Source organism: Pontixanthobacter aquaemixtae (assembly GCF_009827395.1).
Classification (GTDB): Bacteria; Pseudomonadota; Alphaproteobacteria; order Sphingomonadales; family Sphingomonadaceae; genus Pontixanthobacter; species Pontixanthobacter aquaemixtae.
The window spans coordinates 403618-428079 of sequence record NZ_WTYX01000002.1 but is presented as its reverse complement, the minus strand read 5'-3'; the positions used below and the strand labels follow the sequence as shown (position 1 = coordinate 428079).

At 57.6% G+C, this 24462-nt stretch carries 22 protein-coding genes; 11 read left to right on the top strand and 11 right to left on the bottom strand.

All coding sequences use genetic code 11. The annotated features are described in order from the left end of the window. Positions 1–144 precede the first annotated feature (144 nt). Complete coding sequence (gene tviB, locus GRI41_RS11030; protein ID WP_160605835.1) at positions 145–1407, top strand: Vi polysaccharide biosynthesis UDP-N-acetylglucosamine C-6 dehydrogenase TviB; 1263 nt, start codon at positions 145–147, stop codon at positions 1405–1407. A gap of 30 nt (positions 1408–1437) precedes the next feature. On the opposite strand, the gene GRI41_RS11025 is transcribed toward tviB, so the two are convergent. From GRI41_RS11025 to GRI41_RS14335, 11 genes are all read right to left on the bottom strand, one after another. Then, positions 1438–2622 (bottom strand): acyltransferase family protein, encoded by a 1185-nt coding sequence (locus GRI41_RS11025; RefSeq protein ID WP_160605048.1) that lies wholly within the window; start codon positions 2620–2622, stop codon positions 1438–1440. A gap of 31 nt (positions 2623–2653) precedes the next feature. Next, entirely contained in the window at positions 2654–3715 is a 1062-nt protein-coding gene (locus GRI41_RS11020; protein ID WP_160605047.1) for an EpsG family protein, read from the bottom strand. Further along, on the bottom strand, positions 3715–5697 hold the full coding sequence (asnB, locus tag GRI41_RS11015) for an asparagine synthase (glutamine-hydrolyzing) (RefSeq protein ID WP_160605046.1): 1983 nt from the start codon (positions 5695–5697) through the stop codon (positions 3715–3717). Before asnB ends, GRI41_RS11020 begins: the two co-directional genes overlap by 1 nt. A 33-nt stretch (positions 5698–5730) precedes the next feature. Next, positions 5731–6639: an SDR family oxidoreductase gene (locus tag GRI41_RS11010; RefSeq protein WP_160605045.1), complete on the bottom strand. Its 909-nt coding sequence runs from the start codon at positions 6637–6639 to the stop codon at positions 5731–5733. Then, on the bottom strand, positions 6636–7745 hold the full coding sequence (locus GRI41_RS14480; RefSeq protein ID WP_160605044.1) for a glycosyltransferase family 4 protein: 1110 nt from the start codon (positions 7743–7745) through the stop codon (positions 6636–6638). The genes GRI41_RS11010 and GRI41_RS14480 overlap by 4 nt, the downstream gene beginning before the upstream one ends. Further along, positions 7742–8602, bottom strand: a complete 861-nt coding sequence (locus GRI41_RS11000) for a class I SAM-dependent methyltransferase (RefSeq protein ID WP_160605043.1) — start codon at positions 8600–8602, stop codon at positions 7742–7744. Before GRI41_RS11000 ends, GRI41_RS14480 begins: the two co-directional genes overlap by 4 nt. 25 nt (positions 8603–8627) lie before the next feature. Continuing rightward, complete coding sequence (locus tag GRI41_RS10995) at positions 8628–9839, bottom strand: glycosyltransferase (protein WP_160605042.1); 1212 nt, start codon at positions 9837–9839, stop codon at positions 8628–8630. 48 nt (positions 9840–9887) lie between these two features. Then, positions 9888–10703: a class I SAM-dependent methyltransferase gene (locus GRI41_RS10990; RefSeq protein WP_160605041.1), complete on the bottom strand. Its 816-nt coding sequence runs from the start codon at positions 10701–10703 to the stop codon at positions 9888–9890. Then, complete coding sequence (locus GRI41_RS10985) at positions 10681–11376, bottom strand: FkbM family methyltransferase (RefSeq protein ID WP_160605040.1); 696 nt, start codon at positions 11374–11376, stop codon at positions 10681–10683. The genes GRI41_RS10990 and GRI41_RS10985 overlap by 23 nt, the downstream gene beginning before the upstream one ends. Before the next feature lie 204 nt (positions 11377–11580). Continuing rightward, on the bottom strand, positions 11581–12921 hold the full coding sequence (locus GRI41_RS10980) for an oligosaccharide flippase family protein (RefSeq protein ID WP_268893213.1): 1341 nt from the start codon (positions 12919–12921) through the stop codon (positions 11581–11583). Positions 12922–12962: 41 nt separating this feature from the next. Next, a complete protein-coding gene (locus GRI41_RS14335) occupies positions 12963–14030 on the bottom strand; it encodes a glycosyltransferase (protein WP_328600565.1) in 1068 nt (355 codons plus the stop codon). A gap of 56 nt (positions 14031–14086) precedes the next feature. On the opposite strand from GRI41_RS14335, the gene GRI41_RS10970 reads away from it, so the two are divergent. The 10 genes from GRI41_RS10970 to GRI41_RS10925 all read left to right on the top strand — a co-directional run bounded on the left by GRI41_RS10970 (position 14087) and on the right by GRI41_RS10925 (position 24459). Further along, positions 14087–14338, top strand: coding sequence for a hypothetical protein (locus tag GRI41_RS10970; protein ID WP_160605037.1), 252 nt, complete (start codon positions 14087–14089; stop codon positions 14336–14338). A gap of 32 nt (positions 14339–14370) precedes the next feature. After that, the gene (gene rfbC / locus GRI41_RS10965) at positions 14371–14937 is read left to right on the top strand and encodes a dTDP-4-dehydrorhamnose 3,5-epimerase (protein WP_160605036.1); all 567 of its coding nucleotides are present in this window, start codon (positions 14371–14373) and stop codon (positions 14935–14937) included. After that, positions 14934–15974 carry a dTDP-glucose 4,6-dehydratase gene (gene rfbB, locus GRI41_RS10960; protein WP_160605035.1) on the top strand — a complete coding sequence of 347 codons (1041 nt, stop codon included), beginning with the start codon at positions 14934–14936 and terminating at the stop codon, positions 15972–15974. Before rfbC ends, rfbB begins: the two co-directional genes overlap by 4 nt. After that, positions 15971–16834, top strand: coding sequence for a dTDP-4-dehydrorhamnose reductase (gene rfbD, locus GRI41_RS10955; protein ID WP_160605034.1), 864 nt, complete (start codon positions 15971–15973; stop codon positions 16832–16834). Before rfbB ends, rfbD begins: the two co-directional genes overlap by 4 nt. Then, positions 16821–17723: a glucose-1-phosphate thymidylyltransferase RfbA gene (gene rfbA, locus GRI41_RS10950; RefSeq protein ID WP_235901204.1), complete on the top strand. Its 903-nt coding sequence runs from the start codon at positions 16821–16823 to the stop codon at positions 17721–17723. The genes rfbD and rfbA overlap by 14 nt, the downstream gene beginning before the upstream one ends. Positions 17724–17763: 40 nt before the next feature. Continuing rightward, on the top strand, positions 17764–18909 hold the full coding sequence (locus GRI41_RS10945; RefSeq protein ID WP_160605033.1) for a glycosyltransferase family 4 protein: 1146 nt from the start codon (positions 17764–17766) through the stop codon (positions 18907–18909). After that, the gene (locus GRI41_RS10940; RefSeq protein ID WP_160605032.1) at positions 18906–20312 is read left to right on the top strand and encodes an O-antigen ligase family protein; all 1407 of its coding nucleotides are present in this window, start codon (positions 18906–18908) and stop codon (positions 20310–20312) included. The genes GRI41_RS10945 and GRI41_RS10940 overlap by 4 nt, the downstream gene beginning before the upstream one ends. Before the next feature lie 84 nt (positions 20313–20396). Next, entirely contained in the window at positions 20397–21110 is a 714-nt protein-coding gene (locus GRI41_RS10935) for a polysaccharide biosynthesis/export family protein (protein WP_160605031.1), read from the top strand. A 13-nt stretch (positions 21111–21123) separates the two neighbouring features. Continuing rightward, positions 21124–23274 (top strand): GumC family protein, encoded by a 2151-nt coding sequence (locus GRI41_RS10930; protein WP_160605030.1) that lies wholly within the window; start codon positions 21124–21126, stop codon positions 23272–23274. Positions 23275–23280: 6 nt separating this feature from the next. Beyond that, the gene (locus GRI41_RS10925; RefSeq protein WP_160605029.1) at positions 23281–24459 is read left to right on the top strand and encodes a tetratricopeptide repeat protein; all 1179 of its coding nucleotides are present in this window, start codon (positions 23281–23283) and stop codon (positions 24457–24459) included. Positions 24460–24462 lie beyond the last annotated feature (3 nt).

Genomic DNA, 24462 nt, shown 5'->3' with positions numbered 1-24462 from the left:
AATATCGCCAGTAACCCCTCGAATTTCTGAAATATGTCTCTATTGGCTGGGGAAATTTCAGCTTTTCCCGATCCATCCAATTGGCCTCTTTGAAGAGTTGAGATCGCACCAAGGTTCCAACGTGGTCTGAAGGGTTTTTTGAGTATGGGCAAAATTGCCATTATCGGTCTGGGCTACGTTGGCTTGCCGCTTGCCGTCGAATTCGGGAAGAAGCGCGACGTAATCGGCTTTGATATCAATGCGCAGCGCATTGCCGACCTTCGCAAAGGCGTTGACCAAACGCTTGAGACCGAAACCGAAGATCTGCAGGCCGCCCGCAAGCTGAGCTTCACCGACAATGCTGACGATCTGGCTGATTGCGACATCTACATCGTCACCGTTCCAACGCCGATAGACGAATTCAAACGGCCCGATTTGCGTCCATTGATCGGCGCATCGGAAACTGTCGGCAAGGTTTTGAAAAAGGGCGATCTGGTAATCTACGAAAGCACGGTTTACCCCGGCGCAACCGAACAGGATTGTGTGCCCGTGCTGGAGCAGACATCGGGCCTTACATTCAATCAGGACTTCTTTTGCGGCTATAGCCCCGAACGGATCAATCCGGGCGATAAGGAGCATCGCCTGCCAACCATTTGCAAAGTCACTTCCGGCTCAACCGAAGAGGCGGCAGAGAAAGTTGACGCGCTTTACCGCGAAATAATCACTGCCGGGACGTATAAGGCGCAATCGATCAAGGTCGCGGAAGCGGCAAAGGTAATCGAGAATACCCAGCGCGATCTCAATATCGCACTGGTCAATGAGCTGGCGATTATCTTCAACAAGATGGGAATTGATACTGAATCGGTTCTCAAGGCGGCGGGCACAAAATGGAATTTCCTGCCCTTCCGGCCCGGTCTGGTCGGGGGCCACTGTATCGGTGTTGATCCCTACTATCTGACACACAAGGCAGAGGCGATCGGCTATCACCCCCACGTTATTCTGGCAGGTCGCCGGATCAATGATGGAATGGGCGCCTATGTCGCAGGCCAGCTGGTCAAAGCGATGATGAAGAAGAGCATCCAGATCGATGGATCGCGCGTTCTGGTCATGGGGCTTACATTCAAAGAAAATTGCCCCGATCTGCGCAACACCCGCATTGTCGATGTGATCGAAGAGCTGGCAGATTACGGCATCAATGTGGACGTAACTGATCCATGGGCGGACCCGCAGCAGGCTTCGGAAGAGTATGATATTCCGCTGGCCTCAAAGCCAGACACAGGCACCTATGACGCGGTGATCCTGGCCGTTGCGCATAACGAGTTCAAGGATATGGGTGCAGAGGCGCTGAGAGCCTTTGGCCGGGATCCGCACATTCTTTACGATCTCAAAAGCGTTCTTCCGCTGGGTAAGGCCGACCTGCGTTTGTGATCGCCGCTTGATCGCTATTTGGGCGGCGCTTTAACTCGCAAACCGGGTTTTGAGAAACCTGCGGATTTTCCAGGTTTGCTGCTCGGTGCATTGGGCAAATGCCCACGACACTGCGAACAATAAGGCGATGATGCCGCCATATATCATGATTCCGGTCAGATCTGTCGGAGCATAGCCGGTGCGAATTTCCGGGAAATTGCCCGTCCAATAGAGCGCGCTCAGAACAAAGATCATCACCGGGAAGTGGATCAGGTAAATGCTGAAGGAAAAATCAGCGAGCCATTTGTTGAATTGTGCCATGCGCGCCAAAATCGCGCTTTGATTGTCGCGCATGGCGTGAAGCACCAGTGCGAAACCGATTGCCACAGAGTAATCGCGGATCGTTTGACCGAAGGCGATGGCGGACAGCGCGTCTCCTTTGAGGCGGGTAACAACCAGCAATGCGGCAAACAGGATAGCGAAAAGGATTGGCCAGCGTGCTTTGCTTGAAGGCAATGCGGCAACGCCCAGCCCGACCAGCCACAGCCCGAGATAGTACAGGAAAGTCGGGGTCAGCAACCACAGCAGCGCGATACCAACCGCCAGCAGGGCGGCGATCTGCCCAAGCTTTGATCGGACAGCAATCAGGCACGCCAATACCGCGCCAAAGGCAACATAGAACCAGAACTCTGCCGAGATGGTCCATAGTGGAGAATTCGTCCCGAAGGAATCAAACCGGAATGTCTGCAACATCGCCAGATTGCCCAGAAAAGTTGTCGCGGTGACAGCTTCAGCAAAAGCAGCCTCGCCCAGTTTCTCGGCAAACATCGCCTGCGTTCCATCATAAAGGCCCGCAGCACCGAAATAATGCATTCCGGTAATGTCGAGGGCGGCTGTCAGGATCAGCGAGGGAAGGAAAGCGACATAGAGGCGCGAAACCCTGTCGATCCCGTAATGGGCAGGATTGAAGGTGTTTGCCGCAAATTTTGCGATCCCCAACCCGCCGACGAGATAACCGCTCAGCACAAAAAACACGATGACCGCTTCGCCATACCAGCCGGTAACGAAATACCATGCGACAATCAGCGGGTTCTGCGCTGCCTCACCAATTGCGCCAAAACCGAAGAACAACGGATTGCGCAAATGGCCGATGCACACGATCCATGCGGCCACCCACCGGGCCAGATCCAGGAAGGAAGAAAAGGACGGATTCTTGAGATGATCGATAGCGTTCACGATTGGGCGGCCCGGCGATCCGCATGCCCGGTCATGGAATGACCCCGAACAGATAATTTTGATAGGGTAGCCACAAGACCTTGGCGAAATTCCCCAATTCCAACCAGACGCCCAGCGCTGCCGCATAAACCGCAATGGTGCCCAGCAGGATGAATGTTCGCGTGACCTGCGTGTGGCCGAACATCGGCAACCGGCCGAAAACGGCGATCTGCAAGGCAATCACATATAGGCCGAGCCGGTCTGCGATGGTCGAGTTGATCGCCAGAATCGGGATCAGCAAAAGCGAAAGCAGAGCATAGGCGGTCCAGATTTTCCGGTCCGATTGAGGCCAGAATTTGTAAACGATGAAGAAGGTCGCGGCGGCAACCCAGCTAAGCGCCAGCCGGGCTGCAGCGCCATCGGAACTGTAATAGTCAAGGTCACTGACATAGCCGACCATGTAACGCTGGAAGACATCTGCCTGAAGGACGAGGACCGAGGTAACGCCAAATACCAACAGTCCTGCAAAGACCACCCGCTTCAGCTGCACATTGCGAATGTTGAGAGCGAAATAGATAAATATGAGCGCAAATGCCGCCGATGTGTGGAAGCCGATTGCGAGCAGTTGGAGGGCAAGATATTTCCACGGCTTCTTCTGCCTCAGGAACACCGTTCCCCACAAAAGCAGCCCCGCGGCGACCCCTTGCCTTGTGTATCCAATCGCAACAACGATGATGAAATAGGACGCAGCGATGGCCAGCGAAAGCAGCGGGTAAGGTTCGTGCCGCACAAACATGTAGAACGACACCAGGAATATCACCGCGCAAATCGCGTTGACGCCGTAAAGCCCCCAATCGAACTGCATCGCGATCCAATTGGTGGCCCCGTAGAGAAAGTCGGTCTTGTCGGTAACTTCGCCGAACGGGCTTCCGTCGAACACCTCGTAAAACAGATTGTAGGTGTAATAGTCTCCGCCATTCTCGCGGAAGGCCATTATGAAAAAGAAACCTGCCAGAACCAGCATGGTTGCGGCGAGCACAAAGCGTCTGTCTGACTGGTAAAGAATAACCGCCAGAAGCGCCGGAATCGCAAACATCAACCAATAAACAATCATCAGGCGCTTCCTACAGCACGCTTCGTGGCGCTAAGCCAGTCTGACAGGACGATTGCATTGAACAACAAGGTTCCGTGTTGCCGCTTCGATGCCTGATGGTCGGCCCATGCGCTCTCGATTGTTGCGGCAAAGGGGCGCAGCTCTGCATGATTGGCATAGGCATCGATCGCGGCCTGCCCCCAATCGCGCAGCTCATGACGAAGCCAGTCGTTGAGCGGTATCGCGAAGCCCTGTTTGGGCCGGTCAATGATCGCTTTGGGGCAATGGCGATAGAGGATTTCGCGCAGCACGGTCTTGCCTCCGTGCACCCCAAGCTTGTGTTCGAGATTGGTCGACCAGGCCGCTTCGATTGTGCGGCTGTCCAGAAATGGCGCTCTGGTTTCGAGAGAGCTGGCCATCGCTGCGCGGTCAACCTTTACCAGAATGTCATCAGGCAAATAGGAAAGGCTGTCCCATGCCATAAACCGCTCGGCAAGGCTCAGCTCCTGTTTGCCCACCGCATTGGACAACCGTTCGATCAATCCTTGGATCGGTGCGTTTTCGAGCCGGGCGCCGGTGGCCAGCAGCAGCTCGTACATTGCAATGGGACTGTCTGACGAGGCAAATGCATCGCCAAACCGGGCGAGTTTGTCAGGGACCGTAACGGGCAATTTCAATGCGCCGGTCACGCGCGCGGTCAATTTTGGTGAGCGGGTGACCGCTCTTTCTGCGAACGATGCCGATTTGCCGATCAGCTTGCGCGCAAACCCGGGTGTCCGTTCCAGCTTCGACCACAATTTCGGGCCGTGAATATGCCGGTTGTAGCCCGCGAACATTTCGTCACCGCCGTCGCCGGACAGCGATACCGTGACATGCTCCCGCGCCATCCGGCTGAGCAAGGTGGTCGGCAAAAGCGATGAATCGGCAAAGGGTTCGTCATAAATGCTGGTAATAGACGGGGCGAGATCCAGAATGTCGCGCTCTGTCAGGATCATCTCGCGATGCTCTGTGCCTAGATGCGCGGCAACCTCTGCGGCATGACGCGCTTCGTCAAAGCGTTCGTCTTCAAAGCCGATCGAGAATGTCTTGACCGGTTTGTCGCTGACTTTCTGCATCAGCGCGGTGATGAGCGAGGAATCAATTCCGCCCGACAGGAAGGCACCTATCGGGACATCGCTTATCAGCTGCGAGGCGACTACTTCTGTCAGCGTTGCTTCGACGGCATCGGCCGCCTCGGCCAAAGAGGTTTTCTGATTTCTAGCGGGCGCGGTCGACGAGATGGTTTCGGCGAGCGTCCAATAGGACATCAATTCAGGTGCGAGTGACCCCGGGCCGAAAGTGGCGATCTGGCCGGGCATCAGTTTCGCAATATTCCTGAAAATCGACAAGGGCGCCGGCACGTAGGAGTAGCGCAAGAACAACGCGGCCGCGCTCTGGTCGATCGAATGCTCGAACTGCGGAAACGCGCAGATGGATTTCAGTTCTGACGCAAAGACGATGGCACCGCCGCTGGTCCCGTAGAAAAGCGGTTTCTCACCCAAACGATCGCGCGCAAGCGAAAGGGTCCCTTCCTGCTTGTCCCACAGCGCGAGAGCAAACATGCCGCTTGCCGCTTTCAGCGTCGCTTCAAGACCCCATGCGTCGATACAGGCCAGCAGCGTCTCGGTATCGCTATGCCCTTTCCAGCCTTGGGCAGCCCCCTCGCTTTCAAGCCGCTTGCGCAGATCCAGATGGTTATAAATCTCGCCATTATAGACGATCACATAGCGATCGCTGGGCGAATGCATCGGCTGCGATCCGGCCTCTGACAGGTCAAGAATGGACAGGCGCCGGTGGGCAAGACCGATCCCGATATCGGCGTCTTGCCAGAACCCATCTTCGTCAGGGCCGCGGTGACGGATGGCGGATGCCATCCGCGCCAATGTTTCCCCGCGGAGCTCGGCATCCAGCTGAACCCCGCCGGCAGAACCGGATCGGGTCCAAAAGCCGGCTATTCCGCACATGGCGCACCAAGGTTTCGGTCACCTGCCAACGGTTTAGCCCAGATAGCCCTCGTAATAATCCGCGAGATATTCTTCGAGGCATACGCGCCAGTCACGCATGATGTTGCAATCGCGCAGATCAAGCTTCTTGGTAATCAGCCGCTCTGACGGGGGGCGCGCTGCGAAATATTCCTTGGCGAAGTAATCCGAACTGACCGGAGTGACTTTAACCCGGTCCGCAACACCCGCCAGCTTGACCAATTCTTCGGCGACTTCGAGGCGGCCGGTAATCCCGCCGCACACCATGTTGTAAACGCCCCAATATTCGCGTTCCAGCAGCAGCGAGACATTGCGGGCGAAATCATGCGTGTAAGTGGGAGTGCCGAGCTTGTCATCGACCACGAACAATTCGTCCTTGCCGGCTTTGAGCTGCGCCATCAGTTTCTGGATGAACTTCTTGTCCTTTTCCGGACCGGCGCCCATCATCCACCCCGCGCGGCAGACCAGGTGCTGGCGGACATTCTGCGATACGAAACGCTCGCCCATAAATTTCGATCGGGCATAATGGCCCAGTGGCTTGGGATCATCCCAGTCATCATAGGTATCCTGCGCGCCGTCAAAAATCCCCGCAGTGGAGATATAGAGCAGCGGGATTCCCAGACGGTTGGCCAGATGCGATGCGGTTTCCACCGGGATCGTATTGGTGGCGTAGGCGTCGTCGACATTCTCTTCGCAATATTCCAGGCTGGTATGCGCCCCCAGGTGGAACAGATAATCTGGACGGAAATCCTCGACATCTTTCACATAGGCGTCGGCATCGCGGAAATCGAGAAAGGACAGCCAATCGGCGTTGACGTCCTTGTCGGTGCAACGGAGCTCGTTGTCGGCACCATAGACCTTGTGAAAGGCCTCGCCCAGCATGCCGCCGGATCCGGCCATGTAGATACGCTTGCCGGTAATCATACGGAAATCTCCATCACGTCTTGTAAAACCCCATCATATTGTTTCGCGATCGCGTCGAGCGAATAATTGGCCACGGCATCCTTGCGCGCCTGTTCGCCCAGCTTGCGGCGCAGTTCGGGATTGCGCACGAGTTCCTCCAGCGCATTGACCCAATCATCTTCGCTGCGGACCAGCCGCCCGTTGAAGCCATCCTCGATCAGCATCGGTGTTGTGCCGACATTCGTCGCCACGCAAGGCAGCGCAAAAGCCATATATTGAATGGCCTTTAGACCGCTCTTGCCCAGAACCCAATCGTCTATCGGAAGCGGATAGACGCCGATGTCGAATTCCTGCAGATCCTCGACTTCGCGCGCGGCGCTCCACTGGGCCACATCGAGATTTACCCCGGGCAATTCATAGTCGAAATTCCCGATCACTTTGAGTTTGAAGTCGACACGCTCGGCAAGGCGTTTGAACACCGGACGCAGCTGGTCGAGAAAGATTTTGGACGAGAATGTGCCTGTCCACCCGATCACCACCGGCTTGTCATTTGTATAAGGCGTTGCCGGCTGGAACCGGTCTGTGTCGACCGATGACGAGATATAGGTGCAGGCCTTGCGTTTGTTCATTTCAAGGCAGAAGTCATTGAGAAAGGGTGAAGAGCTGATCACATGATCGGCTTCGCGGATCAGATATTTCGCTTTCCCCGGCCCCTTGAATGCGCGGGTTATGAAATTGGGATGCAATTCCTTGGGCAGGTTCTGCTCGACCAGAATATTGTCCTCGACATCATAGACAAGCCGCTTCGCCAATTTGCGCACGGTCCGCTCCATGCCCGATGTCAGGAAGGGTGTGACATACATGAAAACATAGACCAGATCATAATCGGCCACCCGCCCGAGATCGCGCAAGCGGCGCGCATGGCCTTTGAGCGCGCCTTTGACCTTGCGCGCGTAAAAGCCCGATTTGTAGACAACTTCCCACATCGCATCGTCCATGAAATTGGAGATGTCGATGTCCCAACCATCGGCGCGCCAACGGTCAAAATACTGTTCGTATTTCAGGCGTTGTCCCGCCGCCACGCCCTCGGGGAAAGGGCACAGCACCAACATGCGTTTGCGTGTCACGATGCGGTGGCCGCCGTCTCTGTGGCGGTCTTGCACCCCACCGCAACCCAGAACGGTTCACGGTCCGAAAATGCGATATTGTCCAGCCCTGCGCCTTTCATCATCGCTTCGATTTCGCTGCGGGTAAAACGCTGCTCCAGCGGCGTCCCGAAACGGTCGCGGCTGTCGGTGCGCATCGTGTAGAAGCTCTTGTCGCGGTAGAATGACAGCGGGATCGGTGCCGGATTGCCGCCCAGTTTCTCGATCAGGCGTGAACCGCGCGCCAACGGCCAATACAAGGTGGCGGCAAGAATGTCGGTGACCACCGGTTTGATCCGGTCGGGCAGGCTGCTGACGCCGCTGCGAAACAGTTCTGACGCCTTCCAAAGGGCGCGGAACCAGCCCGGGCGATTGTCAAACCTGTAATAGAGATAGAGCAGGAACGGCGCGCCGGGCTTGAGCAATCGCGTGCAGGATTGGAGCGCCTCTTCGGTCTGCGGGATGTGATGCAGCACGCCCAGCGAATATCCGAAATCCTGGCTTGCAGGCGCAAGAGGCGCGTTGTCGACACCGGCGTGGTGGAATTTTACGTTGTCGATCCCGGCCAGATTTTTCTTCGCGACAGCCAGCGCGCTGCCTGCAGGATCGATGCAATTGAGTGTGCCGACTTTGGGGGCAACGCCGCGCGCCCACCTGCCCGAACCGCACCCCATATCGAAACCGGTTGCCCCGTCTGGCAATGCGGCAAAGGGGAAAATCCCGAAATAGGTGTCGAAAATCTCTTCCCACTCGTCACCGATCAGCTCTGACTGGTCAAAATGGGACCATTCTTCGCCAAAGGAATCCACCGTGGTTTGATCGATATTGGTTTCGCTCATCGCTCTGCTCGATAGGGGTGATGCTTCAGCTGTGTCCAGCCAGTCTGTCGCCGCTGGCGAGCGCGCCGTATATTGTGCGATAGGCCTCAACGCCACCGCTTAATGAGAAAAGCGCTGTCGCGGCTTCCCGGCACCGTTCGCTGGTTGCGGGATCGCGCGCCATGGTCACGATCCGCTTGGCGCCTTCCGCCAGCGCGGCATCGTCGAAAGATCGCAGGGCCACACCGATATCGCGGCCCTCGAGAATGCTCTCCATATCGCCCACACCGGTATTGCCCACGCAGGGAACCCCGCACCCCAGATATTCGGCAAGTTTGGTCGGCGCGCTGGAAAGCTTCGAATAGCACGGTTTGATCAGCGCCGATGCGGCGTGCATCCGGTGGATATAGTTTGGAACCGATGCGTGGTCGCTTGCGCTTATCTCGATCCGGTCCTGATCAATCCCCGCAGCCTGCGCGGCGGCGCGGATCTGCGCATGTTCGTGGCGATTGACGATCAGCATCCGGGCATCGGGTTCGAGCGCGCAAACCGCGCGGAACAAGGCCATGGTCTCGTCCATCAGATACCACGTTCCGAAGCTGCCGACATATCCGAAAATGAACGGGTCCGCTGGCCGGGTGGCCGGCAAATCGAAACGCTGCAAATCGGCGCAGGTGGGGATCACCGTAATGGGCGGCGGAGCGGCCCCGGCAAAATCCATCTTCTCGATGATCGGAACCGAAGCATCGGTCAGCGTGACTATGTGATCGGCGGCGCGGAACAGGCGTTTTTCCAGTGCCTTGACCGTTTTGTACACGCGGCCTTCGGCGTCCCACAGCCCGCCATCGACCCGCTCATCGGCCCAGAAGCCGCGAATATCGAACAGGAATTTTGCACCGAACACGCGTTTCAATGCGATCGCGATCATTCCCGAAATATAGGATCGCGCGTGGACAATGTCGGGCTTGATCCGCATGCATAGCGCGATGCAGCGCGCTGTCCCTGCCGCAATATCATAGAGCGTGGCCGGTGCGCTGGGGCGCGAATGGTATCGCAGCGGAGTCCACCCGATATGCGCCGCTTCCATCCGCGCCCGCGTCCGGCGCATCTTGGCGTCATCGGCAAGGTCGGCCGGTTTTTCGAACGACACCACATGGATCGCATGTTCGCCGGACAAATTCTCCAGATAGGAAACGACCTGGCTCTGGCCGAGCGGCTCTGCCATTCCGTCATAGGAAATGTAGAGAATGCTCGCCATATCCGTACCGCCCCGTTCCCTAGACCGAGTGTCGCCTCTATCCGACGCTTATGGCTTGCGGCAAATGCCGACAAATTTCCCGTCGCTTTCGGTGATCGCAAAATCGACGCCTATTTGCGCGCAAAAGTCGCGGAAGCCGAAATTGTCCTGAATGTCGTCGGAAATGAACATGCCGCCCGATCGAAGCGCGCGCCACAGCAGAGGGAATGCAAACATCCGCCCGACATAGCTTTTGTCGCTGTCGAAATGCGCCAGATCGATTTCGCCGCCGAATTGCGCCAAGGCCTTGCGGATGCCGTTGCGGTCGGGCTCGCGGATCAGCATCCAGCGCCCCCGCCATTCGTCGGGAACGACAATCCCGACATCGGCTTCATTGCCCGCCTTGGGATAGGGCATGTCGACGCTCACCAGCTTGCCGCCGGTCTGTTCCAATGCCGCCAATGCGGCCATGCTGCTCCAGCCATAGGCAACGCCGGTTTCCACCATCCGCTGTGCCCCGGTGGCGAGTATCGCCTGATAGATCAGATCGAGATCGCCCGGCCCGCCCATCGTTACCGCCGCCTTTGCCGCACGCGCTTCACCATCGGAGATCAGCTTTGCAGGCAGCTTTGCGGGCAAGCTATCCTCTGCGCCAAGGGCCCCGACAGCGCGCAGCGCATCGGCAATCGGCACGGCGCGTTCGCTAGCCCACGCCTTAGCCTCTGGCGCTTTGGTTTCATGCACGGCAGAGCCATCAAACTGGCGCCGCGTCAGCGCAACCATATGCGCCCAGAAGGACGGTCGCCGGGCAAACCACAGGGCCGTTTTAACTTTTTCGATAAGCGTGTTCATACAGGTTTCGTCATTCTTCTGATCGGTAGGCAAGATGCTCCCGGCCGCCGAGATGCCGGATCGAAAATCCGGCTGATCTGAGCAGGCCGACAACGCGTTCATCCTTCGAATTGTTCTCGAAAATGACCGCTGCGCATCGGGCGAGGACATCCTTTGCACCCAACAGGGCACCAAGCTCTGCGCCCTCTAGGTCCATTTTCATTAGCGCGATATCACCAATATCGGCCAGCGCAGTATCAAGCCGCACTGTGGGTACGTCGTGCCGGATGGTCCGGCCTGGTTCGGCCTGGAATTCCGGCGAGACGCTGGCCTGACCGAATTTTTGCGCGCTGCTGGTGGCGGTTATGGTCTCGCCATCCTTGTCGAACAGCGCGCGTTCGAAAATCTTGGCCGAAGGCAGATCGTTGATCGCAAAATGGTGGCGCAATCTGGCCGCTGTTTCCGGCATCATTTCAAAAGCGATCACTTGCCCGCTTTCGCCAACCAGATTGCTGGCAATGACAGAGAAAAAGCCGATATTGGCCCCCGCATCGACAAACACATCCCCGGGCCGCAAGCGCTGCTCCAGAACATTGCGCACAGCGCGTTCGCGCGCGCTTAGTACATGGATGATATCGTCGGTGCCCGCACGCAAGGCAAATTGGCCGACCCCTCTGATTTTGGCAGAAAGATCTCCCAAAAGATGCGGCGGTTCAAATCCGTCCATTCTGCGCAATGATGTGAACGGAGCGGCGATGGCCGAAGCAAAGAGCAAGGCTGAGTCTCTTACAGTTGCGCCACGCATTTCGCGAAGCACATTAAGCCATTCAACATGCCGCCGTAGGTAATGTTCTCCCATGCGCACAGATTTGCGAAGCGGCGATGGCGTGCGAGACGCCAGCTTTTGTCGGAAGTTGGACGCTTGGGTCACTTACGGATTCCCGTTCTTTGTCCCGGCATTCTTTGAGCGCAGAGAAGTGGCATATTGGGCGAGTGCATCGGCGAGATATCGAAAATCGGTAGCCAGAATGCCCGGGTCGATGCCGATAATCTGGCGTACCTTGACTGTCAAAAACAATCTCCAAAGCAGCATCCCGATAACCACCGAAATAGCTGCGCCATCTAAACCCATAAGGGGAATCAGGACCAACGCCGATGCAAGCTGCGCGACAACGGCAAGTGCGCTGCCGACAGTCACGTGTTTCTCAAGACCGGTCATATTGCAAAGCGTGGAGACCGGACCAAAGAGGCATGCAATTGTGTTGCCTACCAGCAGGATCACCAGCGGCGAGGCTGAAGCGGCAAACTCGGACCCGAAAACCAGTGACATCAGCGGACCAGCGAAGGGAGTGACAATCACGGTAACCACACCGACGACAAACGTCATGGCAAAAGCCACCACTCCCAAAAGACGCTGCAATTCGGCAAGATTTTGCTCGGCAAAAAGACGAGCGAGGTGCGGGGCGCAGACCACATTGACAATCGAAATGAAGACCAGCCCGACCATCGCGCTGGCGTCCGCGACGCGGAATAGACCCGCATCAGCACTGGTCATCATTACCCCTAGCAAAACAATTGCTAGCTGCGCCTGTAGCAGCCGCAACCCCTCGGTCATGCCCATCGGAATTGTTGCGGAAATCCATTCTCGCCAACGGTTTACTGGCTTGGCTGCGAGCATCGCGGCGGGGCGATAGCGCAAATATAGACCAAGCACGCAAAGCAGCGCTGCAAATGCGGCCCCGAATTGCCACGCCATCGCTTCGGCCGGGCCGAGTGTGCTGCCCGACACCCAGAGCACGGCCAATGCGACAACGAAGAGCCCGGGGCGCAATACAAGCACCGCGAACTGTCCGGCGAAAGTATGGCCGAGCGAGAGCAATGCCAGCCCGCGAAATTTGGCGATAGCCACTATCGGTACAAGGACAATTGCCCACATCATTGTCGCAAGAAAAACAGATTGCTTGGCAAAATCCCAAATGAGCGCGGCGGCCAAGAATCCGCCAACGATGATCGCAGAAATGGTCAAGATGAAACGGTCAGCCCACTTTACTAGGCCGCGCACTTCGCCCCAGTTCTGCTTCGCATCCGCGCTTGCAAATTCGCGCATTGCCAACAGCGGCAGGCCAAATTCGGTCAGAACGCCTGTAAAAGTAACCACCGCCATTGCCAGGGCATAAATACCGTAATCGGCAGCGCCCAGCTGGCGGGCCAGCAATATGCCGACCAGCAAAGTCAAAGCCATAGATGCAATTCGCAGCACACCAAGTGACATGCCGGCCTTTGCCAGAGCGCGGAGAGTTGATTGCTGGCTACTCATGCGACTTCCGGGAATGCCAAACGCTCATATGCGTCAATTGCAGCATCCGCGGAGAACATCTGTGCGCGGGCTTTCAGCGCCGTACTGTCATGTTCGCCAACAAGCGCTGTCTCCATCGCCTCGGCCAACGCCTCGATATCACCGGTTGCCGACAATGTGCCAAACTTGCCGCCTGCCAAGATTTCGCTGGGGCCACTTTTGCAATCGGTTGATACAATGGGCAGTCCGAAATGGAGAGCTTCGACCAGCACATTGCCGAAGCCTTCATAGTCAGAGGACAAGACGAACAAATCCGCCGATGCATACCATGGGCCGGGATCGACGACGAAGCCGGGCATAATCACGCTTTCCTCGAGCCCCAGCCGGACCACGGTTTCGCGTAGCTTATCCTCCAGCTCGCCTTCGCCTAAAATCGCAAGAACAGCATTGTTGTCATTCTGGATCTTCGCAAATGCGCGCAGCAACAATTCGTGGTTCTTCTGCTTTTTCAACCGCCCGGTAGTAATGATCCGGGGGCCAGTGTGGCCACGCCACAACCGATCCGTCTCGTCTTTTGGCCACTCAGAACGCACGGGCTCTGGCGTTGGGTTGTAAATTGTTGTGACTCGGTTAGCCGGCAAGCCCGCCCAACCCGCGATATCCTGTGCGATGCCTTGTGAAACTGCCACCAGAGCGTCTGCCTTCGGGTAAGCCATCCGCAAGGTAGCACGCAAGCTCATCCATACCGGTTTGCCTGCCGAATATTGGGAATGCAGATTGTTGTGGTCTGATAACACCAGCCTTGGCCGCTCGCGAAGCCCGGTGCACGCCAACACTGTTGCGGCGGTCAGTGGCCATAGGGCGACAATCATCGCGTCCGGTTGCCGGCGTTTCACATATTCCCTCAGTCGGGGGATCGCATGCCTGATCCTTGGGCAGTCAAACTCCTCCAGATGAACTCCATCGGGAACTAGCTCAAGAAATTCGCCTCCCGCCTCTGTCAGAATCAGGTCAACTTCGTATCCCCGGTCTAAAAATCCGCGGATCAGCGTCAATCGTACGCGCTCGACGCCTCCACCGCGCATCGACGGAAGAACGAAGGCCACTGTTTTCTTGTTGCGGGAGGGAGCCACTAGATTGATTGATCATTCTGGATGTTGCCGGGCTGGATCATGTACCGCTGGCGGCGCGAGGCGTCCAGCCGCGATCGGGCGCCGCCGAGAGAAAGTTGGGCTTTCCAAAAAGGATTTTCGCAGTGACATGCCGGGGCCTGCTTGCATTGCAATCCGCGGCGATGTTGTTAATTGCCTCGGCCGTCGAAAACTATTGCCGCAATGGCGGAAAATTCAGAGTTAGCGTGGATCGTATCCAAGCGGCAATTCTTGCCCGCTGATCCCTACTCAAACAGCGAGACCAAAGCATCTTATGCAAGTATTTGAGACAGAATTGTCTGGCGTGTTGCTGCTGGAGCCGAAGCGGTTTGGTGATGATCGCGGCTGGTTCAGCGAAAGCTGGAATGCGCAGGTGATGGCCGGTCTCGGGATAGAGACCGATTGGGTGCAGGATAATCACAGCTATTCGGCGGATGCGGGCACTTTGCGGGGGCTGCATTACCAGACGCCGCCGCATGCGCAGGACAAGCTGGTCCGCTGCACCCGCGGCGCGATTTATGATGTCGCGGTCGATTTTCGCAAAGGGTCGCCCACATTCCTGCATTGGATCGCGCGCGAGCTGACGGCGGAGAACGGGCATCAGCTGCTGGTACCGCGCGGCTTTCTTCATGGATTCCAGACTTTGGTTCCTGACTGCGAAGTCCAGTATAAATGCAGCGATTTCTACGCTCCGGATTGCGATGCGGCGGTGCGCTGGGATGATCCGGCAATTGCGATTGATTGGCCCGGCTCGGGCGAACCGGTCCTGTCAGGAAAAGACACCGCTGCGCCGCTTTCGGGGGACGTCAAATCGCCATTCGAATGGGATCAAAAGCAATGAAACTTCTCGTAACCGGCGGCGCCGGTTTCATCGGATCAGCGGTTGTTCGGCTGGCGATTTCGCAAGGCCACGAAGTGGTGAATGTCGATGCGATGACCTATGCCGCCAATCTCGAAAGCCTGGCTGAGGCGAAAGAACATCCGCGCCACCATTTCGTCAAAGCCGATATCCGCGATCGCGAGGCGCTCGACGCAATTTTCAGCGAATACCGGCCCGATTCGGTCATGCATCTGGCCGCCGAAAGCCATGTCGATCGTTCAATCGACGGCCCGGCCGACTTTATCGAAACCAATATTCTCGGCACGTTTCATTTGCTCGAAGCGGCGCGGGCATTCTGGCTTCAATCGGGCAAGCCCGACGGCTTCCGATTCCATCATATTTCCACCGACGAAGTCTATGGCAGCCTGGGGGCGACCGGCCAGTTCACCGAAGAAACACCCTATGACCCGCGCAGCCCCTATTCGGCGTCGAAAGCATCGTCGGACCATCTGGTGCGCGCATGGCAGGAGACTTACGGACTGCCCGTATTGCTGACCAATTGTTCGAACAATTACGGGCCGTATCATTTTCCTGAGAAGCTGATTCCGGTGGTGATCCTCAACGCGATCCATGGCCGGCCGATCCCCATTTACGGCAAAGGCGATAATGTTCGCGACTGGCTTTATGTCGAAGACCATGCCGAGGCGCTGTTGCTGGTGCTGCAAAAGGGTGAAACCGGGCGCAGCTACAATATCGGCGGGGAGAATGAACGCACCAATCTGGAGCTGGTCAAAGCCATCTGCGCGATCCTTGACCAGGAGCGGCTGGCTGGCGCGCCGCATGCGGATCTGATCGAGTTTGTGACCGATCGCCCGGGCCACGACGCGCGCTATGCGATCGACGCGAGCCGGATCATCGGCGAGCTCGGCTGGAAACCTTCGGTCACGGTCGAGGAAGGGTTGCTGAAAACCGTGCGGTGGTATCTTGCCAATGAAGATTGGTGGCGTCCGCTGCTGGATCGGCAGGGTGTCGGGACACGGCTGGGCAACAAAGTATGACACCGCTGATTTTCGGCAAGACCGGACAGGTCGCGCGCGAGCTCGCGCGGGTGTTTGCGGGCAATGATGATGCGCGGTTCGTCGATCGCGGCGCGGCTGATCTGACCGATCCGGATGCCTGCGCCGCGGTGATTGCTGCCAGCTATGCCGATGTGGTCATCAACGCGGCCGCTTACACCGCGGTCGACAATGCCGAATCTGACGAGGCGACGGCGCATTTGGTCAATGCCGCTGCCCCGGCGGCCATGGCAAAGGCGGCGGCACTCAAAAACATTCCTTTCCTGCATATCTCCACCGATTATGTGTTCGATGGGACCGGCGACACGCCTTTCAAGCCTGGCGACGCGACTGTTCCGCTGGGCGTATACGGCAAAACCAAGCTGGCGGGGGAACAATCGGTTCTTGCCGCGGGCGGGCGCAGCGCCATTCTGCGGACCAGCTGGGTTTTCTCGGCGCATGGCAGCAATTTTGTCAAAACTATGCTGCGTTTGGGCGCCGATCGCAGTGAGCTGAATGTGGTTGCGGACCAGTTTGGCGGCCCGACGCCCGCTGCCGCGATTGCCGACGCGCTGGGCACAATGGCCGCCGCAATGGTTCAGGGGCATGCAGGCGGGGTATTCCATTTTTCCGGATCGCCTTCGGTCAGCTGGGCAGATTTTGCTCGCGCGATCATGGATGAAGCGGGATCGGCCTGCGCGGTGAATGACATCACCACGGCGGAATATCCGACACCGGCAAAGCGCCCGGGCAATTCGCGGCTCGACTGTTCTGACCTGCAACGCAAATTTGGTATCGCGCAGCCCGATTGGCGCGCGCATCTAAAACTGATTATTGAGGAACTAGGCAATGTCACAGGGTAACGGCATGCAAAACCAGCAAGCGCAACGCAAAGGGATCATTCTGGCCGGCGGGTCGGGCACGCGCCTGTGGCCGATCACGATGTCGGTGTCCAAGCAATTGCTGCCAATCTACGACAAGCCGATGATCTACTATCCGCTCAGCACTTTGATGCTCAGCGGCATTCGCGAAATCGCGATTATCACGACACCCGAAGACCAGAAGCAGTTCATCCGTGCTTTGGGCGACGGGTCGCAATGGGGGCTGTCGCTGACCTATATCACCCAGCCTTCACCCGATGGTCTGGCGCAGGCCTATATTCTCGCGCGCGATTTTCTCAACGGGTCGCCTTCGACCATGATTTTGGGCGACAACATATTCTTTGGCCACGGACTTCCGGGCCTGCTGGGAGACGCAGGCGCGAAAAGCGAAGGCGGCACGGTGTTCGGCTATCACGTGGCCGATCCGGAACGCTATGGTGTCGTCGATTTCGATGCCGACGGGACGGTTCGTTCCTTGGTTGAAAAGCCGGAAGTTGCGCCTTCGAACTATGCGGTTACTGGGCTTTACTTCCTCGATCACCGCGCACCCGAATTCGCCGCGCAAGTGAAGCCTTCGCCAAGGGGGGAGCTGGAAATCACCGATTTGCTCGAATTCTACCGGGCGGAAGGTTCGCTGAGCGTGGAAACCATGGGCCGCGGTTTTGCGTGGCTCGACACGGGCACACACGCTTCTTTGCTGGAGGCCGGGAATTTTGTGCGGACTTTGACCGAAAGGCAAGGCCTGCAAGTCGGTTCGCCCGACGAGATTGCCTATGAAGCCGGGTGGATCAGCGAATCCGATTTGCAGCAGCGCTCTGAAAAATTTAAGAAAAATGACTACGGAGCCTATCTGCAGTCGCTGTCAAAATGAGCGCCGCGTGATCCAACCCACTCAATTCTGGCGATAGCAGATGCGGATCATTCTCACCGTCAATGTTGCCTGGAACATCTGGAACTTTCGCAAGTCGCTGCTCGAAGCGCTGATCGAGGACGGGCACGCGGTCACCATTCTCGCGCCGCCCGATGACACAGTCGAAAAACTACGCGGTTTGGGGTGCGATTTCGAACCGCTCGAAATGAGCCGCAAGGGATTGAACCCGGTTGAAGATATCGCGCTATGCCTGCGTTTGCGGAGGATATTCAAACGGCTAAATCCCGATATTGTTCTAAGCTTCACCATCAAGAACAATCTGTTCGGCGCCTTCGCCTCGCGCGGGATGCAGCACGCGTTTATTCCGAATGTGACAGGGCTGGGCACGGCGTTCTTGTCCGGTGGACCGATGCGTATGCTGGCCAAAGCGCTGTATCGCTTCGCTTTTGCGAGATTGCCGGTCGTATTCTTCCAGAATGAGGACGACATCGCTTTGTTCACGCAGCGCAAGCTGGTGCGCCCGTATCAGGCCAAAGCGCTGCCCGGTTCGGGAATCGATCTGGACCATTTTGCCGCGGCGCCTTTCCCGGAAGAAACGCCGGAAACCACATTCCTGATGGTTGCCCGCTTGCTGCGCGATAAGGGCGTGGTCGAATTTGTCGACGCGGCGCGAAGCGTCAAACAGGCGGTGCCGGGGGCGCGGTTCCAGCTTTTGGGGGCGATAGACCCGCATAATCGCTCTGCCATTGACCGCGAAACGCTGGACGGGTGGGTTGCAGAAAATGTGATCGAATATCTAGGCACGACCAATGATATTCGCCCCAACATAGCGGCTGCGCATTGCGTGGTGCTGCCATCCTACCGCGAAGGCGCACCGCGCACTTTGATCGAAGCTTCGGCGATGGCGCGGCCGGTAATCGCGACCGACGTACCCGGATGCCGGTCGGTGGTGGAAGACGCGAAAACGGGGTTGCTGTGCGAGGCCAAGTCGAGCGCGAGTCTGGCGCAGTCCATGTTGGAATTCCTGGCATTTTCCCGCGCCGAACAGGCGGCTATGGGACGGACGGCGAGAGAGAAGATGGTCAGTGGATATTCAGACCAAATTGTTATCGGGCGCTATCGCGAGCAGATTGCTGCTGTTAGCAATGATGTGCCTGTTTCGTTGGATAAGGTCGCTGGGAAATGAAGATACTGCGCGGCGACACCAGTGCGAGCCTCGGCAAAGGCTGGATAGTGGTCGCCCTGTTTGCGCTGGCAGTTGCCTTTTTGGGAGGCAGTTCGCGGCCTGACGCCATCCAAACGGTCGCCTTGCGTTCGATGGCGGCGTTGTTCCTGATCCCGATCATTTATTATTACAGCGCTGATCGCATGCGGCCGGTCAAAGTGCCGTTGGTGCTACTGGCATTGCTGGGCGGCTGGATGGCAATCCAGATCATTCCGCTGCCGCCGGGGCTTTGGCGATCGCTCCCCGGCACCGATCCGGTCGCTGAACTTTCCGGTTTGCTCGGGCTGGCAGAGACTTGGAGGCCCATTTCCTTTGTCCCGGTGCGCACGCTCAATGCGCTTGCTTCGCTGGTCGTTCCGCTGGTTGCACTTGCGCTGCCGGTTGCTTTGGGACTGCATCGATCGACGGTGCTGATCTTCGTTGTGATTGTCGGCTTGTCCTGCGCCATTCTGGGCGCTTTCCAGCTCACCGGAGGCGCCGGATCGCCGCTGTATTTCTACGAATATGTCAACCGCGGCAGCCCCACAGGATTTCTGGCCAACCGCAATCACTCCGCGGTGCTGCTATCACTGGCACTGGTAACCACCGCCTATTTGCTGGTCGATAATCGCCGCCGCAAGTTCCAATTGTGGCAGAAATTTTGTCTTGGCGGTGCCTTTCTTGCCATCCTGACCATCGCCCTGATCAGCGGATCGCGGGCCGGCCTGATTACCGGGCTAGTTGCGCTGGCAGCATGCGGATTGTTGTTCTTCCTGAAAAACCGCGAGACGCAATCCTCGCGCGATCAAGGGCCCGGTCGATCTTCGCCGCCTTACCGATCGATGGCGGTTGGCGGAGTGGTTCTCGCGCTGTTGGTCTTTGCATTGTTCCTTGCATTCGGCCGGATTCCGGCGATCGACAGGCTGGTTGATGGCGGCCCGTGGGAAGATATGCGCTGGTCGGTCCTTCCCACGCTTTGGGAAATGATGAAAACCTACGCCCTGTTCGGGGCCGGCTTTGGTTCATTTGAAGAAGTGTATCATATCTACGAGCCGACCGAATTGCTGCTGCCGAACTATCTCAACATGGCGCATAACGACTGGGCTCAACTGGTCATCGAAGGCGGACTGCCGGCGATATTGATCCTCGGGGCTTTCTTCCTGTGGATGGCCAAAAGCATGGGTGAAATGGGCGCGGCATCACGGCAGGAACGCTTCCGGCTGGTCTATTGGGTTTCAGTCTTCGCGATCATTTCCATCGGAAGTCTTGCCGATTATCCCCTGCGCGCGCCGTTGTTCCAAGCCGTGGCCATGTGGTTGGTGGGCTGCTTTGCGCTGGAACTGAAGTCGCTTCGCAACTTGGCGAAGACTGACAGGCGGGCTTAGCGTGCCGCCCGGCATCCACAAAAACAACTTTGCTTATCGATAACAACGCGGTTAATGCGATCGGGCCTCCAAACGAAAGACAAAATGACGCACTTCTCGAAATCATTTCTATTCGCTGCAATCGCCGCATTGGCGCTTGCTGGATGCGCCGGCGGGGCAAAGCCGGTTGGCTTGGCATCAACGGTCGAGTTGGTTGATCTGACAACGCTGCCCGCCCCCGATTCTACCGCGCCGAGAACAATCGGGATGCAGGAACAGCTTGAAATCACTGTCTATGGCTCCGAGCCATTAAGCGGCACGTTTCTGACCGATTCCGAAGGCTATATTTCCTATCCGCTTGTCGGGGACCTGTACGTGTCGGGCAAATCGCCCGGCCAAGCCGCCAAGATGATTGCGGACAGGTTGCGCGGCGAATTTGTTATCGATCCGCAAGTGAATGTGCGGCCCACCCAAGCGCAAGCGCTGACCGTTTCGCTGGGCGGCGAAGTTGCAAATCCGGGAACCTATCCTGCGACCACTTCGACTTCGTTGTTGCGGGCGATCAACAATGCTGGCGGTCTGGATGAATATGCCAAGTCCGATGATGTTCTGGTGATGCGGACGGTGAACGAGCAGCGCTATATCGGCGTCTTCAATATCGAAGCGATCAAGCGCGGAAACTATGCCGATCCGGAAATCTACCCGGACGATGTGGTCATCGTGGGCGAATCCGCTGCGCGCCGCCGTCTGGATACCATTTTGCAATTCATCCCGCTTGTTTCAACGACCGCAATTCTGCTCGAACGCGTGATCCGGTAATCGAGAGCAGAACATGAACAACACAACCGATCCTACCGCAGTTTTTCAGAACGCCGCCGCGCCCACCGCGGCCCAAAGCGAAGCGGACGCGCATGGCGGGCTGCCGCTGAACCTTGAACGCTATTGGGTTCAGGCGCTGTCGCTGAAATTCTGGATTCTTGGCCTGATCTTGCTGGGCCTGCTGTTTGGTCTGATTGCGACCTTGCTGGCGACGGAATATTTCCGCGCGACATCGCGCATCGAAATTTCGCGAGCGACCGAGAATATTACAAATGCCGCTCCGCTGGAGCGCCAGAACCGCGTCGATGAGATGCAATATCTGGAAACGCAATATCAGCTTCTCGCTTCCAAATTCCTTGCCCGGCGGGTTATCGATGCCGGCAATCTGGCGCGCGACGAGAAATTTCTCACGGCATTCGGGCTGGATGAGGCCGGTACGGTTTCCGAGCCTGTCCTTGAGCGGGTACTACTGGGCAACGTAACGATCACTCCGGTCGAACAGTCAAATCTGGTCGACATTTCGTTCTCCAGCCCCTCGGCAGAAGTGTCGAGCAGCCTCGCAAATCTGTGGGCGGAAGAGTTTCTCGACGCCAATTACGAGAAGCGTTTCGGGCAAAATATCGAAGCAAGAGATTTTCTCGAAGAGCAGATCGAGGAGCTGCGCGAGCGGTTGTCAATTTCCGAGCGCGAGTTGGTGAACTACGCAAATGCCAATGAAATCGTGGTCATCAACAACACCGGCGAAAATGGCTCTGAAACGGCGTCCCAGTCTCTGGTTGGTGCAGAGCTTGCCGCATTGAACCAGGCCTTGGCCGAAGCGACCACCGAACGGATTGCCGCGCAAAGCGCGCTCAATGCCGGGGTGAAAAACGAAGCCGGTCAGGCCGCTGCCGCAAGCCTGCGGGCAAGGCTGGCCGAAGAACAGGCCGAGCTGGCGGAGTTGCAGTCCAAATTTGGACCCGGCTATCCCGAGATCAAGGCAAAGAAATCCGAGATTGCTTCGCTGAGGCAGGCGTTGTCAGGCGAAGACAGTGTCGACAACGAAGCATTGCGGGCTGCCTTCAGGAAGGCATCGCTGCAGGAACAACAGCTTCAGGCCAAGCTGCGCCAGGCGAAAAATACCTTCCTCGGCCAACAGGGCCAAGGCATCCAATATGGCATCCTGAAGCGCGAGGTTGATACCAACAGCCAGCTTTATGATGCCTTGCTGCAGCGCTACAAAGAGCTCGAAGCAGCCGGCGCGGGCAAGAACAACATGACGCTGATCGAAGAGGCGGCGGTGCCCGGCGGGCCCTATTCTCCTTCGCTAACGCGCAATCTGTTTTTGGGCCTCCTGTTCGGTGTGCTTGCGTCGGGCACGCTTGTGTTCCTGCGCGAAACGCTCGACCAGACCATCAGGGATCCGGCAGATATCAATCGCCGCCTGGGAATTTCGGCGCTCGGCCTGATCCCGCGCGTCAGCACCGATGACATCGTCAAAGAGCTCGAACAAAGAAGTTCCGAATTGAGCGAGGCCTACGCCACAGCGCGGACCAATATGAGCTTCCTCACGGCCGACGGCGCGCCGGATTCAATAATGATAACCAGCACGCGGCCCAATGAAGGTAAGAGTATTTCGTCGGTCGCCTTGGCGCGCAGCTTCGTGCAGCTGGGCAAGAAAGTGCTGCTGGTGGATGCCGATTTGCGGCATTCCGGCCTCAGCGATTTCATCGGCGTACGGCACGGCGCGGACAGAGGTCTCAGCGCGGTACTTGCCGGGCAAGAGCAGCTTTCCGATGTCACCATCGAGATCGAAGAATACGGCTTTTCCATGGTGCCGGCCGGGCACCATCCGCCAAATCCGGTGGAGCTTCTGGCCAGTGACCGGTTGAAAGAGCTGATTGCCAAGGCGCAGGACGATTATGATCTGGTAATCGTCGACAGCGCGCCGGTGCTCGGCCTGGCAGACGCGCTCGAAGTGTCGCGCGCGGTCGAAGGCGTGGTCTATATCATCGAATCGAACGGCGAGAATATTCGCGGAATTGGCAATGCGCTGAGCAGGCTCAAAACCGCCGATGCGCGTATCTTCGGTGCGATTGTGACCAAGCTTGATGATCGCAATTCCAGCTACGGATATGGCAATGGCTATGGGTATGGCTATGGTTACGGGACGGCCAATCAGTAAACGCTGATGGCAAACACACCGACCAAGCCTGTTCGTGCTGCAGCGTCAGTTGCCATAGGGCTGATAATCGCGCTTGCGGTCTTCTTCCCCACGGCCAGCGCTGCGCTGTTCAGGAAAAACCCCGATCTTGCCGTGCAATTGTGGCCGGCCAACGGGATGGCGCTGGAACAAATGGCCAGCAACCGTCTTTTGACCGGCGTGACCGATCCGGCTGATCTGCCGGGCAAAAGCGCCGAAGCGCTACCGATAGCAAAGAGCGCCGCTGAAAAATTTGCGCTTTCCCCCAAAGCCCATGCGGTTTTTGCCTTTGGCGAGGCGGATCTTGAGCAAAGAGACCGGATTTTGGCCGCCGCGCTCAAGCTCAATCGCCGCGATCTCCTGCTGCAGGGGCTCGCGCTCGACCGGTTCGTGGAACAAGGGCAATATCCGCAAGCGCTAAGCGCGCTCGACCGGATGTTGAGAGTGCATCCCGGCCAGCAAGGGGCGCTTTTCCCGGTTCTCGATCAGGCCTTTGCCCGCTCATCGACACTGCCCGAATTCGCACGGATTCTCGATGGCACGTCGGACTGGCATGAAAACTATCTCGCCGGTGTTTTGCTCAAGAAACAACTGCTTCCCAATCTGGCGCGATTCCAGCTGGAATATCGCGAGGCGCAGCCCGATTTCGATGGCGAGCTGGTGTCGCGATTGTCCGATGCGGGCCACCACGGCGACGCGATGCTGCTATACCGGCGTCTCTCGGCCGATCAGCCCGGCGCGCGGAGCTCGGGCGAATTGGGTTGGTCAGACCGCTATCCTCCGTTCGACTGGGCATTTTCGAACGAGAGGGACTTTCGCGCCCAAACCGCCCTGTCCGGCGATGCGATGGACATTTTCGTGCGCAGCGGCAGCGGGGGCGTGATCGCCGAACGCGTGCTCGACGTAGCCGGATCGGGCGTGCGCATCACGATCGCGCATGATTTGCCGGTCGACACGGATGGCGAGAATGCCCGGCTGCAACTTCGCTGCGCGGGGGCTGACGAACCGGTCTTTGACGCGGCCTTTTCGGCCGGTGTTTCCCGCTTCGAAGTGCCGGTGGCCAAGGGTACATGCTCTACCTATGTGCTGGGCCTTAATATCCGCGCATGGAGAGGCCAGCCGACGATCCGCGGGGAAATCCGGTCAATCGTGGTCGAGCCGCTGTAAACA